This window comes from Actinomadura fibrosa, assembly GCF_900659615.1.
Taxonomy (GTDB): Bacteria; Actinomycetota; Actinomycetes; order Streptosporangiales; family Streptosporangiaceae; genus Spirillospora; species Spirillospora fibrosa.
In genome coordinates this window covers 1-13,511 of the sequence record NZ_CAACUY010000230.1, presented here as the reverse complement: position 1 = coordinate 13,511, position 13,511 = coordinate 1, and the positions used below count along the sequence as shown (strand labels likewise).

Below are 13,511 nucleotides of genomic sequence, written 5' to 3'. Positions count from 1 at the left end.
ACCGCGCCGCCGCGCGGCGGGACCCGGCGCGACGGGCGGCGGGGACGGCGGTGCCGAGCTGCGCGCCCGGCTGTCCGCCCTGCCCGACGCCGCCGAACGCGACCGCGTCCTGCTGGACCTGGTGCGGACCCACGTCGCCGCGGTCCTCGGCCACGAGGGCACCGACGCCGTCCGGCCGGACCGGGCGTTCCAGGAGCTCGGGTTCGACTCGCTCACGGCCGTGGAACTGCGCAACGGCCTGCGCTCGGTCACCGGCCTGAAGCTGCCCGCCACGCTCGTGTTCGACCATCCGACGCCCGAGGCGATCGCCGCGGAGCTGCGCGAGCGGCTGACCGGCGGCCTGGAGGGCGCCGCGTCCCCGCTGGAGGCGGAGCTGTCCCGGCTGGAGGCCGCGCTCGCGTCCGCGACGCCGGACGGGGACGCCGTCGAACGCGTCGCCGAGCGGCTGCGGGCGCTCGCGGCCGGCTTGACGGCCGCCCACCGGCCCGGCGGCGAGGAGGAGGCCGACATCGAGTCCGTCTCCGCCGCCGAGCTGTTCGACATCCTCGACGACGAACTGGACACGCGATCCGCGCAGTAATGACCCGCGCAGTGCTGATCCGCGCGATGAGAACCCTTCACTACGAGAGGTGCACATGCCCGCCGAAGCCACACTGACACCGCAGCAGGCCGACGACGCGTTGATCGCGCTGTTCACGCCGCCGCAGCCCGCCGACCCGTTCCCGTACTACGAGACGCTTCAGGAGGTGAACCGCGTCCACCACAGCGCCGCGCTGGGGCTGTGGGCGATCTCCGGGTACGACGAGGCGACCGCGTTCCTGCGGACGCCCGACCTGAACAGCGGACCCCGCGCGGCGACCGTGCTGCGGGAGGACTGGCCCGACCACCCGTCGCTGCGGATGTACCTGCACGCCATGGTCACGCTGGAGGGTGCGGACCACGCCCGCATCCGCGGTATGGCCAGCCGCGTCTTCACCCCCGGCAAGATCCGCAAGCAGGAGCCGGCGGTGCAGCGGCTGATGCGCGAGTTCCTCGACGACATCGTCGAGCAGGCCGAGGGCGGCGAGCCCGTCGACCTGGTCGACCTGCTGGCCGTGCCGTTCCCCGTCGCGGTCATCAGCGAGATGCTCGGCCTCCCGCACGGGGACGGCAAGCGGTTCCACGAGCTGGCCGAGGACTGGTCGCGGGTGTGGAGCGGCCTCTACCCGGAGGAGGACCTCGTCCGCGCCGACGCGGCCGCGGAGGAGCTGAGCGGGTACTTCATCGAGACGATCGACGCCCGCCGCGCCGAGCCGCGCGACGACCTGCTGTCGTCGCTCGTGCAGGAGGCCGCCGTCGGCCGCCTCGACGAGGACGAGCTGATGGCGCTCACCACGTTCCTGTTCACCGCGGGCTTCGCGGCGACCACGAACCTCATCGCCACCGGCGTGATGGCGCTGACCGAGCACCCCGGCGAGCTGAAGCGGTGGCGCGAGGACAAGAGCATCACGAAGCCGGCCGTCGAGGAGCTGCTGCGGCACACCGCCCACACCGCCGCGACGAGCCGCATCACGACCAAGCCGACCGTCGTCGGCGACACCGAGATCCCCGAGGGCGCGCACGTGCTGGCGCTGCTCGGCGCCGCCAACCGCGACCCGGAGAAGTACCCGGACCCGCACCGCCTCGACCTCACCCGCGACGACGCCCCGCACCTCAGCTTCAGCGTCGGAGCGCACTACTGCATGGGCGGCAACCTCGCCCGCATCGAGGGCGCGGAGCTGTTCCCCGCGCTGATCGACACGTTCTCCGAGATCGAGATGGCCGGGACGCCCGAGCGCCGCGACGTCATGGGCCTCACCGGCTACTCCACGCTCCCGGTGATCCTGCGCCGCTGACCCCGTCCCCTCGCGAGCGAACGAGAGCCCCTGCCGACCGGGTCGGCAGGGGCTCTCTCGCGGGGGGCGATGGTCAGTGGCCCTGCGGGACGGGCTCGGTCTCGGCCTCGGGACGTCCGGGCTCGGCCCCGGCGGGCGCGGACGCGGGGACGCGGCGCAGCAGGATCACGGCGGCGACGGCGCCGGCCAGCATGAAGACCCCGCCGACGACGGCGTTGATGTTCATGCCGTGCGTGAACGCCTCGCGGGCGGTCTGGAGGAGCTGCTCGCCGGCGGAGCCGGGCAGGTGCGCGGCGACCTCGGTGGCGCCGCCGAGGGTGCCCCGGGCCGCGCCGGCGGCCTCGGGCGGCAGGCCGGCCGTGGCGTCGGTGACGTCGCGGGTGTAGACGGCGGCGCCGATGCTGCCGAGGATCGCCACGCCGAGCGCGCCGCCGAGCTGGTTGCTCGTCTCCGACAGCGCGGACGCGGCGCCCGCGCGCTCCGGCGGCGCCGCCGAGACGATCATGTCGGCGGTGAGGGTGAGCGCGATGCCCGCCCCGGCGGCCAGCACGGTCGCGCCGGTCACGATCACGGCGAGGCCCGAGTCGACGCGCAGCTGCGTCATGATCGCGAAACCGGCGGCGGCGATGGCGAGGCCCGCGCCGATGATGTAGGCGGGACGGACGACGCGGGCCAGCACGGCCGCGACGGAGGTCGCCACGGCCACCGACAGCGGCGCGGGCAGCGACCACAGCGCGGCCTTCAGCGGGCTCAGCCCGTACACGAGCTGGATCCACTGGGTGGAGAACAACGCGAAGCCGACCATCGCGAACAGCGCCGCGAGGTTGACGGCGATCGACGCGCTGAACGCCCGGTTGCGGAACAGGCTCGTGTCGATCATCGGGTTGCGGGCCGTCCGCTGCCGGACGAAGAACAGCACGCCGAGGACCACGCCGGCGGCCGTGATGCCCGCGGGCACCCAGGCGAACCCGTCCGCCGCCAGCTTCTTGATGCCGTAGATGACCGGCAGGACCGCGCCGAGCGACAGGACGGCGCCCAGCAGGTCGAAGCGGCCGGGGTCCGGGTCGCGGAACTCGGGCAGCAGGAACGGGCCCACCACGAGCAGCAGCGCCATCACCGGCAGGTTCACGAGGAACACCGACCCCCACCAGAACTGCTCCAGGAGCAGCCCGGACACGATCGGGCCGATGGCGGCGCCGCCGGAGAAGCCCGCCGTCCAGATCGCGATCGCGGTGCGGCGCTGCGCGGGGTCGCGGAACATGTTGCGGATCAGGGCGAGCGTGGACGGCGCGAGCACCGCGCCCGCGACGCCGAGGACGGCGCGCGCGCCGATCAGCGTCTCGGCGCTGCCCGCGTAGGCGGCGGCGAGCGAGGCGGCGCTGAACGCGACCGCGCCGATCAGCAGGAGCAGCCGGCGGCCGATGTGGTCGCCCAGCGTGCCCATCGTGATCAGCAGCCCGGCCAGCAGGAACGCGTAGATGTCCAGGATCCAGAGCTGCTGCGTCGCGCTCGGTTCCAGGGAGGCGCTGATGAACGGCACCGCGAAGTACAGCACCGTCATGTCCATCGAGATCAGGAGGACCGGAAGGACGAGGACCGCGAGGCCCACCCACTCCCGCCGGCCGGCACGTTCGGGACTCATGCCTCCGACTCTAGATTTGTCTTAGAGATTTGTCTATGACAGATTCCGTATTAGACGAAGTCTGTATGAGACGTTCGTGTAAGACAGATCTAGAGCGAGGGGGTTAGACTCGGCGCATGGGACACCGGGAGGACCTGCTGGCCGGGGCGAAGCGCTGCCTGTACGAGAAGGGCTACGCGCGCACCACCGCCCGCGACATCGTGGAGGCGTCCGGGGCGAACCTGGCGTCGATCGGCTACCACTACGGCACCAAGGAGGCGCTGCTCAACGCCGCCGTCATGGAGGCGGCCGAGGAGTGCGGCCGCGAGCTGGAACGCGCCCTCAGCGAGGCCGGCGACCTGCCGGACGACCCGATCGAGCGGTTCGAGCGCACCTGGACGCGCGTGATCGAGCTGTTCGAGCGGAACCGGCCCCTGTGGGCGGCGCAGTTCGACGCGATGACGCAGATCGACCACGTCCCCGACGTGCGCCGCTACTTCGTCGAGGCGCAGCAGCGCGCCCAGAAGGGCCTGGTCGAGCTGCTCCTCGGCACCGGGCTGCCCGAGGCGACCGAGACCGCGGCCGGGCAGTTCTACCACGCGCTGCTCAGCGGCGCGATGATGCAGTGGATGATCGACCCCGAGCACGCCGCGACGGGCGAGTCGCTCGCCGAGGCGCTGCGGGCGATCGTGGAGAACGTGGGCCGCGCCGGATCCCCGATGACCGTCTGACCGCGGACGGCCGCCCCGGCCCCGGCCGCGCACGGGCGCCGGGGCGGTCCGCGGTGCGACCGCCGGGGCGGTCGCCGGTGCGAACACCTGGCGTCAGCGGCCGTCGGGGGTTCCGGCGGCCTCGCGGGCGAGGCGGCCGCGGTCGACCTTGCGGTTGGCGTTCAGCGGGAACTCGGCGACGTGCGTGAACGCCTTCGGCATCATGCCCGCGGGCAGGCGGGCGGCCAGCTCGCGCCGCAGCGCCGCCGGGGCGGCCCGGTCGCCGGTGTAGTAGACGACGAGCTCCAGCCCGCCGCCGTCCGCCGGGCGCGTCACGGTGACCGCGTTCTGCACGCCCGCGCACTCCCGGACGGCGTGGTCGACCTCGGCGAGCTCGACGCGCCAGCCCTGGACCTGCACCTGGGCGTCGAGGCGGCCGAGGTAGAGCAGCTCGCCGTCGGCGAGGCGCCGCACCCGGTCGCCCGTCCGGTACCAGCGGCGGCCGCCGTGCTCCAGGAAGCGGCCCGCGTCGTCCTCGGCGTCCAGGTAGCCGGGGGTCATCTGCGGGCCGGTGATGCACAGCTCGCCCTCCTCCTCCGCCGGGCTCCCGTCGCCGTCCAGCAGCAGGTGGTCGTGGCCGGGGTGGACGGTGCCGATCGGGACGACGCCGTTCACAGCGCGCTCCCGCGACACCTCCGGCGACCAGCGGTGGCCGGTGACCGTGATGGTCAGCTCCGTCGGCCCGTAGAGGTTCTCGACCTTCGCGGACGGCGCCGCCGCCTGCCAGTCCGCGGCGTCGTCGCACAGCAGCGCCTCGCCCGCGAAAAAGCTCCACCGCAGCGCCGGCATCGACCCCGGCGCGAGGCCGCCCATCCGGCGGACGAACGAGATCGCGCTCGGCGTGGAGAACCACACGGTCATCCGCCGCTCCGCGAAGAACCCCGGCATGTCCCGGTAGGCGGCGGCGGGGATGGCGTGCGCGGCGGCGCCCCGCCCCCAGGCGCAGAACAGCTCGAACATCGCGCAGTCGAAGTTGAGGGGGACGGTCTGGGAGAACACGTCGTCCGGCCCGAAGTCGTAGCGCTCGTCCATCAGCGCGAAGTAGTGTTCGTTGGCGCCGTGCGTGATCGGCACACCCTTGGGGCGCCCCGTCGAACCCGACGTGAACAGGACGTAGGCGACGTCGGACGGCCGGACGGGCGCCGGCTCGTCCAGGGGCGCCGCGCGGCCGGAGTCGTCCAGGACGGGCAGGTCGAGGCCGGTCGCGGCCAGCGCGGCGCGGCCGGCGTCGTCGGCGATCACGGCCGTGGCCCTGGCGGCGGTCAGCATCCGGCGCGTGCGGTCGGCCGGGAACCCGGGTTCGAGCGGCACCACGGTCGCGCCGGAGTACAGCGCGGCGAGGATGCCGACGTAGGCGTCCGCGCACTTGCCCGCGAGGACCGCCACCGCCTCCGGGCGGCCGTCCGCCAGGGCCCGCAGCGCGCCGGCGCGGCGGAGCGCCAGCTCGTGGACCTCCGCGTAGGTCAGGCTCCGGTCGTCCGCGCGGATCGCGGTCCGGCCGGGCGACAGCGCCAGGCCGCGCAGGAACCGCTCGTGCAGGCCGCGGCCCGGTACGGGTGTCTCGGTCATCGTCCCTCCTCCGAGGAAAGGGGTGTTTAAGGGGTGCCCGCCCCCGGGAGGCGGACCTTAGGTTGGCTGCGACGCCGCCATTGGCGGAATCGCCGGAAGAACAGGGGAGCCCGCATGTGGGACGAGTCGTTCGAGGAATTGCTGCGCAAACATCTCCCGCTGCTGGAACCGCGGGACCCGGTCACCGCCGAGCTGAGCCTCGCCGATTTCGGCCTCGATTCCATGGGAATGGTCGCGCTGCTGTCATCGCTGGAGGAGGCGTACGGTGTCCGTTTCCTTGACGACGCGCTAGACGCCGGCAATTTCGCCACCCCCGCGACGCTCTGGAGCACCCTGGCGGCCATGCGCTGAACCGGTGCCCTTCCCGCGCTATGCGATCGCGCTGCGCCGGCGCGGTCGCATCGCCGTGTCCGGCTTCACCGCGACCACCTCGAACGCGCGGGTCATGGCGTCCACCCGGCCCCACAGTCCGTCCTGGCCGGTCACGTGGACCCGCTCGACGCCGAGGCCGCGCAGCGCCGCCACGACCGACGGCCACCGCACCGTGCGGGTCACCCCGTCCAGCAGCAGCGTCCGCACCTCCGCGGCGGTGCGCAGCAGGGAGCCGTCGTGGTCGGAGACCACCGGGATCCGCGGGTCGGCGAACGGGACGCCCGCGACGACCTCCGCCTCGATCTCGTCCCGCAGCGCGCCGAACATGGCCGAGTGCATCGGCGGCCGCATCACGTACAGCGGCAGCCCGCCCGCCGCGCGAAGCCGTTTCTGCAGGTCCTCCAGCACGCTCTCGCGCACCGACAGCATGTGGAAGTCGTCGTCGACGTGGCAGGCGACCTCGTTCCACTCGCCGCGCTCGTCGAGCTCGGCGCGGATCTCGGCGAGCCGGCCGGACGGGACGCGCGCGAACGACTGGGTGACGATGTCGCGGTGCTCGCGGGCGAAGTAGGCGTCCACGCGGCGGCCCCACTCGGCCGTCATCGCCACGGCCTCGGCGAACGGCACCACCCCGGCGTGCACGGCCGCCGCCGTCCCGCCGAAGCTGGCGCCGGCGCAGGCGGCGGGCGCGAGGCCGTGCTCGGCGACCGCCCACTCGGCCAGCGCCAGGCAGTTGACGAGGAACGCGATGCGCGCCGGCTCGGGGTAGCCGCCGTCCGCGTCGGCCGCGCGGTAGCGGTCGACCAGCGAGTAGCCGAGCGCCCGGTCGGCCTCGGCCACCAGCCGGCGGGCCACCGGATGCACCACCATGAACCGGGCCGCGTCGGCGAACCGCGCCGGGCCGATTCCGGGAAAGATGATCGCCGGCATATTCTCATTTTCCCTTTCGTCGTCTAGCATCCGGAATTCCGATAGGCCGGTGCCCTGTCGTTTCCGGCTCAGTCTCGCGGGGCCCCGGTACGCGTATAACCCCTAGCGCCCCCTAACCCCGTGGACAAGGCGGTTAGGGGTGCTTGTGGGCGGCGAAAGCGACCGGTTAGATAAAAATGGTATTCGCGGGTGAACGCCGAAAGTGAAGGGGTGGCGCATGAGCCCGAATGGAGCACGTCCGGCCCGGGCGCACGCCGCGGTGGACAACCTGCGGAGCTATCTGCTGGCCGCCGGCCGCCGGGCCCCCGACCGGCCCGCGGTCGTCCAGCCGGCCGCGGACGGCGGCATCGAGACCGTCACCTACGGCGAGCTGGAGCGGCGCACCGACGACTACGCCGCGCGGCTCGACGCGCTCGGGCTGGACGTCGGCGACCGCGTCGTCGTCGAGTCCGACACCGACGCCGACGCCATCGCGGCGCTGCTGGCCTGCGCGACGCTCGGGCTGCCGTTCATCCCGGCGAGCCCCGAGACGCCGGACGAGCGGCTCCGCACGATCATGGAGAGCGCCGAGCCGGCCCTGCACCTCCAGGCCGCCCGCGGCCGCCGCACCGGCCTGCCCGAGGGCGTCGGCACCGCCCGGTTCGGCCCGGACGGCATCACCGTGGAACGCGCGCCCGCGCCGCGCGTCCGGCACCGCCGCGCGGTCACGCCGGTCGACACCGCCTACATCATCTTCACCTCGGGCACGACGGGCCGCCCGAAGGGCGTGGTGATGAGCCACCGCGGCGTCATCGCGTTCCTGCGCGGCGCCGAGGCCGAGGAGCTCATCACCGCCGACGACCGGGTCGCCGGCACCTCTCCGATGCAGTTCGACTTCGCGCTGTTCGACATCGGGTTCGCGCTGAGCCACGGCGCCGCCCTCGTCCCCGTGCCGCGCGACCGCCTCAACTGGCCGCGCCGGTTCCTCGCGTACCTGCGCGAGACGGGCGCGACCCAGGTCGACGGCGTCCCGTCGATCTGGCGGCCGGTGCTGCGGCACGAGTCGGGCCTGCTGGCGGAGCTCGGCGAGACCGCCGGGCTGCGCGGCATCCTGTTCTCCGGCGAGGACTTCCCGCTGGAGGAGCTGCGGAGCCTCCAGGCGCTGCTGCCGAAGGTCCGCGTCACCAACGCCTACGGCGCCACCGAGACGATGGCCGCGTCGTTCACCGAGGTCCCGAACCCGCTGCCGCCGGACACCGAGCGCCTGTCGATCGGCCGCGCGCACGCGGGCGCCGAGATGACGCTGATCGGCCCGGACGGGGAGCCGGTGGACGAGCCCGGCGCGGTCGGCGAGATCTACTTGCGCACCCCGTCGTTGTTCTCCGGCTACTGGGACGACCCGGAGGCCACCCGCAGGACCCTCGTCCCCGACCCGCTCGACCCCCGCTCGGGGCGGCTCGTGTTCAGGTCGGGGGACCTCGCGTCCCGCGGCGCGGACGGCGAGCTGTTCTTCCGCGGCCGCGCCGACTCGCAGGTGCAGATCCGCGGCAACCGCGTCGAGCTGGGCGAGGTCGAGCGCCGCGTCGCCCGGTTCCCCGGCGTCACCGGCGCGGTCGCCATGGTGCTGCCGCGCGAGGACGGCGACCCGCGGCTGCACGCGTTCGTCACCGCCGCCGCGCCCGGGCCCGACCAGAAGGAGCTCATCGCCTTCTGCCGCGCGGCGCTCCCCGGCTACATGGTCCCGCAGGGACTGCACGTCGTGGAGCGGTTCCCGCTGACCGTCAACGGCAAGGTCGACCGCGCCGCCCTGACCGCCCTCGCGGCGTCCTGACATCCCCGACCCCGCTTGACGCCCGACCGCTTCATGCCCGACCACCTCTACGCCTTTGCGGAGTATGCACATGACCGAGCCGGGTAGGGCCGCGATCCTGGAACTGGTGCGGGCGCAGGCCGCCGCCGTGCTGCGCGACGCCGACCCCGACGCCCATCCGGGCGGCGCCGCCGACGTGGCGGCCGACCGCCCGTTCCTGGACGCGGGCCTCGACTCGCTGGCCCTCGTCCAGCTGCACCGGCGGCTCACCGCCGAGCTGGGCGTCGAGCTGCCCGTCACGATCGCCTTCGACCACCCGACGCCCGCCGCGCTGGCCCGCCACCTGGCGGACGTCCTGCACGGCACCGCCGAGCCGGACGAGGCCGGCGCGCCCGCGTCCGCGGCGCCCGGCGTCGCGGACGAGCCGATCGCGATCGTCGGGATCGGCTGCCGCTTCCCCGGCGGGGTGACCGGGCCGGAGGACCTGTGGCGCCTCCTCGCGGACGGCGAGCACGTGATCACCGACTTCCCGTCCGACCGCGGCTGGGACCTCGACCGGCTCTACGACCCGGACCCGTCCGCGACCGGCGCCAGCTACGTGCGGCGCGGCGGGTTCCTGCCGGACGCCGCCGACTTCGACGCGGCCTTCTTCCAGATCAGCCCCAAAGAGGCGCTGGCCATGGACCCCCAGCAGCGGCTGCTGCTGGAGACCTGCTGGGAGGCCATCGAGCGCGCCGGGATCGACCCGGGCCGCCTCCACGGCACCCAGTCGGGCGTGTTCATCGGCGTGGAGCCGCACGAGTACGGGCCCCGCGCGCACGAGGCGCCGGACGGCATCGACGGCTACGTCATGGCGGGCAACCTGCCGAGCGTCGTGTCGGGCCGCGTCGCCTACACGCTCGGCCTCGAAGGGCCCACGCTCACCGTCGACACCGCCTGCTCCGGCTCGCTGACCGCCCTGCACCTCGCCGTGCAGTCGCTGCGGCGCGGCGAGTGCGGGATCGCCCTCGCCGGCGGCGTCACCGTCATGTCGAGCCCCGGGACGTTCACGACGTTCAGCCGCCAGCGCGGCCTCGCGCCGGACGGCCGGATCAAGGCGTTCGCCGCGGCGGCCGACGGCACGTGCTTCGCCGAGGGCGCGGGCGTGCTCGTCCTCGCCCGCCTGTCGGACGCGCTGCGCGACGGGCACCCGGTGCTCGCGGTCGTCCGCGGCACCGCCATCAACCAGGACGGCGCCAGCAACGGCCTCACCGCACCGAACGGCCTCGCGCAGCAGCGGGTCATCCGCCGGGCGCTCGCCGACGCCGGGCTCGTCCCGGACGAGGTCGACGCCGTCGAGGCGCACGGCACCGGCACCACGCTCGGCGACCCCATCGAGGGCCGGGCGCTGGTCGCCGCCTACGGCCGCGGCCGCTCGCCCGAACGGCCGCTGTGGCTCGGGTCGGTCAAGACCAACATCGGGCACACCGGCGCGGCCGCCGGCGCCGCGGGCGTCATCAAGATGGTCCTCGCCCTGCGGAACGGCACGCTGCCGCGCACCCTGCACGTGGACGAGCCGACCCCGCACGTCGACTGGTCGGACGGCACCGTCCGGCTGCTGACCGAGCCCGTCCCGTGGACGGCGTCGGACGCCCCGCGCCGCGCCGGGATCTCCTCGTTCGGCGCGAGCGGCACCAACGCCCACGTCATCATCGAAGAGGCCCCCGCGGCCGCAAGGTCCTCCGAATCCGCCGGATCCAACGGCCCCGCCGAGCCCGTGAGGGGCGGCGGGATCGTGCCCGTCCTGGTCTCCGCGCAGGGGGAGGAGGCGCTCCGCGCCCAGGCCGGGCGCCTCGCCGAAGCGATCGAGGACGCGTCCCCGCTGGACGTCGCCTACTCGGCCGCGACCACGCGGGCCGCGCTCCGCGACCGCGCCGCCGTCGTCGCCGCCGACGCCGACGAGCTCCGCCGCGGCCTGACCGCCCTCATGGACGGCGAGGCCGCGCCCGGCGTGGTCCGCGGTTCGACGCTCGCCGCGGGCCCGACCGCGTTCCTGTTCACCGGCCAGGGCAGCCAGCGGATCGGCATGGGACGCGAGCTGGTCAGGGCGTTCCCCGTCTTCGCCGAGGCGCTGCAAGACGCGGCCGACCACCTCGACCTCCAGCTCGACGAGCCGCTCGGCGAGGTCCTGTTCGCCGAGCCGGGCACGCCGCAGGCCGAGCTGCTGCACCAGACCCGGTACGCACAGGCCGCGCTGTTCGCGGTCGAGACGGCGCTGTTCCGGTTGCTGGAGTCGTGGGGCGTCGTCCCCGACCACGTGGCCGGGCACTCCATCGGCGAGATCGCCGCCGCGCACGCCGCCGGGGTGCTGAGCCTCGCGGACGCGGCGCTGCTGGTCGGCGCGCGCGGCACGCTGATGCAGGAGCTCCCGGCGGGCGGCGCGATGGTCGCCGTCCAGGCCTCCGAGGACGAGGTCGCCCCCTACCTGACCGAGCGGGCCGGGCTCGCGGCGGTCAACGGCCCGTCCTCGGTCGTGCTGTCCGGTGAGGCCGACGCCGTCCAGGCCGTCGCCGACCGGTTCGCCGCGCAGGGCCGCAAGACCCGGCGGCTGACGGTCTCGCACGCGTTCCACTCGCCGCTGATGGAGCCGATGCTCGACGACTTCCGCCGCGTCGCCGAGACGCTCGCCTACGCGCCGCCGCGCATCCCGGTCGTGTCGAACCTGACGGGGGAGCCCGTCGAGGCGTTCGACGCGGACTACTGGGTGCGGCACGTCCGCGAGCCGGTGCGGTTCGCCGACGGCATGCGGTGGCTGGAGGCGCACGGCGTTACGACCTACCTCGAACTCGGGCCCGACGCCGTCCTGTCCGCGATGGGACGCGACTGCCTTACGAGCGGCGACACCGATGTCGCGTTCGCGCCGCTGCTGCGGGACGGGCACGGCGAGGAGCGGCAGGCCGTCACCGCGCTCGCCCTCGCGCACGCGCGCGGCGCCGCCGTCGACTGGGACCGCTTCTTCGCCGGGCGCGGCGCCCGCCGCGCCGCGCTGCCCACCTACGCCTTCCAGCGGCGCCGCTACTGGCTCGACGCGGAGAGCCGCCCGGGCACGGTCGGGCATCCGCTGCTCGACACGGCCGTCAGCCTCGCGGGCGCCGACGGGCTCGTCCTGACCGGCCGCCTGTCGGCCCGGTCGCAGCCCTGGCTGGCCGACCACGTCATCGCCGGGACGGTCGTCCTGCCCGGCACCGCCTTCGTCGAGCTGGCGATCCGCGCCGGGGATGAAGCGGGCTGCGGCGTCCTCGACGAACTGACCCTCGAAACGCCCCTGGCGCTCGACTCGGACGCGGGCGCGGAGATCCAGGTCGTCGTCGGCCCGCCCGACGCGACGGGCCGCCGCACGGTCGAGATCTACTCGCGGGCCGCGCGGGGCGACGAGTCCTGGACGCGGCACGCCAGCGGTGTCCTCGCCGAGCGGGGCGAAGCGGCCCCCAGCACCGATCTCGCCGCGTGGCCGCCCGAAGGCGCCGAGCCGGTCGACATCGACGGCCTCTACGAGCGGCAGGCCGAGCAGGGCTACGCCTACGGGCCCGCCTTCCAGAACGTCCGCGCCGCGTGGCGGCGCGGGGACGAGGTGTTCGCCGAGGTCGCCATGGACGACCCGGGCGCCGACCGGTTCGGCCTGCACCCGGCGCTGCTCGACGCCGCGTTGCACGCCTCCGACGGCCCGGACGACGGCCGGGTGCGGCTGCCGTTCGCGTGGGTCGGCGTCGAGCTGCACGCCGCCGGCGCCTCGTCCGTGCGGGTCCGCGTCGCGCCCGCCGGGGACGACGCCGTGTCGGTCGAGCTGGCCGACGCCGCGGGCGCGCCGGTCGCCACGGTCCGGTCGCTGGTCTCGCGGCCCCTGCCGGTGGACGGGACGCGCCCGTCCGGCCGGAGGGACGGCGGCTCGCTGCTGCGCGTCGAGTGGACGCCGATCCAGGTCCCGGCCGAGCCGGACGCCGAGTCCGCGGAGATCGGGCTGGCGTTCGTGCCGTCCGGGTTCCCCGGCACGCCCGCCGAGGCGGCGCAGGCCGCGACGCTGCACGTCCTCGAACTGATCCAGGACGCGCTGCGCGACGACGCCCGCCTCGCGATCATCACCCGCAACGCCTTCGCCGTTGACTCCAGCGCCAGCGCTGGCGAGGCCGCCGCCGGATCCGGCGCCACCGTCGGCATGGCCGTTGGCGGACCGGATGTCGGCGGCGATGCACCGGGTGACCCGGCGCTCGCGGCCGTCTGGGGGCTCGTGCGGGCCGCCCAGGCGGAGAACCCCGACCGGTTCGTCCTCGTCGACACCGACCGCGACGTGCCGGAAGCGGACCTGCGCGCCGCCCTCGCCTCCGGGGAGCCGCAGTTGGCCCTGCGCGACGGCGCGGTGAGCGTGCCGCGCCTCGCGCGGGTGCCGGTCCCAGCGGTGACCGAGGCGGAGCAGCAGGTCCCGTGGGACCCGGAGGGCACCGTACTGATCACCGGCGGCACCGGCGGGCTCGGCGGGCTCGTCGCCCGCCACCTGGTCGCCGCGCACGGCGTCCGGCACCTGCTGCTCACCGGGCGGCGCGGCCCGGACG

Annotated in this window: 8 protein-coding genes and 1 pseudogene; 6 read left to right on the top strand and 3 right to left on the bottom strand. The window is 74.8% G+C overall.

From position 1 onward, the window contains the following. Both E1300_RS40050 and E1300_RS40045 read left to right on the top strand, forming a co-directional pair. Positions 1–580 (top strand): acyl carrier protein (locus E1300_RS40050; protein ID WP_165503206.1); only part of this gene is annotated, 580 nt, incomplete at its 5' end. A 55-nt stretch (positions 581–635) separates the two neighbouring features. Further along, positions 636–1,874, top strand: coding sequence for a cytochrome P450 (locus tag E1300_RS40045; RefSeq protein WP_207400226.1), 1,239 nt, complete (start codon positions 636–638; stop codon positions 1,872–1,874). 73 nt (positions 1,875–1,947) lie between these two features. Here the strand turns inward: E1300_RS40045 and E1300_RS40040 are convergent, their stop codons facing one another. After that, positions 1,948–3,516: an MFS transporter gene (locus E1300_RS40040; RefSeq protein WP_131762493.1), complete on the bottom strand. Its 1,569-nt coding sequence runs from the start codon at positions 3,514–3,516 to the stop codon at positions 1,948–1,950. Between the two features lie 116 nt (positions 3,517–3,632). Here E1300_RS40040 and E1300_RS40035 point away from each other — a divergent pair, with 116 nt between their 5' ends. Then, positions 3,633–4,226: a TetR/AcrR family transcriptional regulator gene (locus E1300_RS40035; protein ID WP_131762491.1), complete on the top strand. Its 594-nt coding sequence runs from the start codon at positions 3,633–3,635 to the stop codon at positions 4,224–4,226. A gap of 93 nt (positions 4,227–4,319) precedes the next feature. Here E1300_RS40035 and E1300_RS40030 read toward each other — a convergent pair whose 3' ends face one another. Continuing rightward, complete coding sequence (locus tag E1300_RS40030; RefSeq protein WP_131762489.1) at positions 4,320–5,834, bottom strand: AMP-binding protein; 1,515 nt, start codon at positions 5,832–5,834, stop codon at positions 4,320–4,322. Between the two features lie 114 nt (positions 5,835–5,948). Between E1300_RS40030 and E1300_RS40025 the strand changes: the two genes are divergently transcribed. Then, positions 5,949–6,185: an acyl carrier protein gene (locus E1300_RS40025; RefSeq protein WP_131762487.1), complete on the top strand. Its 237-nt coding sequence runs from the start codon at positions 5,949–5,951 to the stop codon at positions 6,183–6,185. An 18-nt stretch (positions 6,186–6,203) separates the two neighbouring features. Here E1300_RS40025 and E1300_RS40020 read toward each other — a convergent pair whose 3' ends face one another. Then, positions 6,204–7,136 carry an ACP S-malonyltransferase gene (locus E1300_RS40020; RefSeq protein WP_131762486.1) on the bottom strand — a complete coding sequence of 311 codons (933 nt, stop codon included), beginning with the start codon at positions 7,134–7,136 and terminating at the stop codon, positions 6,204–6,206. Between the two features lie 217 nt (positions 7,137–7,353). Between E1300_RS40020 and E1300_RS40015 the strand changes: the two genes are divergently transcribed. After that, positions 7,354–8,946 carry an AMP-binding protein gene (locus E1300_RS40015; protein WP_131762484.1) on the top strand — a complete coding sequence of 531 codons (1,593 nt, stop codon included), beginning with the start codon at positions 7,354–7,356 and terminating at the stop codon, positions 8,944–8,946. 193 nt (positions 8,947–9,139) lie between these two features. Then, positions 9,140–13,511: pseudogene (locus E1300_RS40010) on the top strand (type I polyketide synthase); the annotation flags it as partial.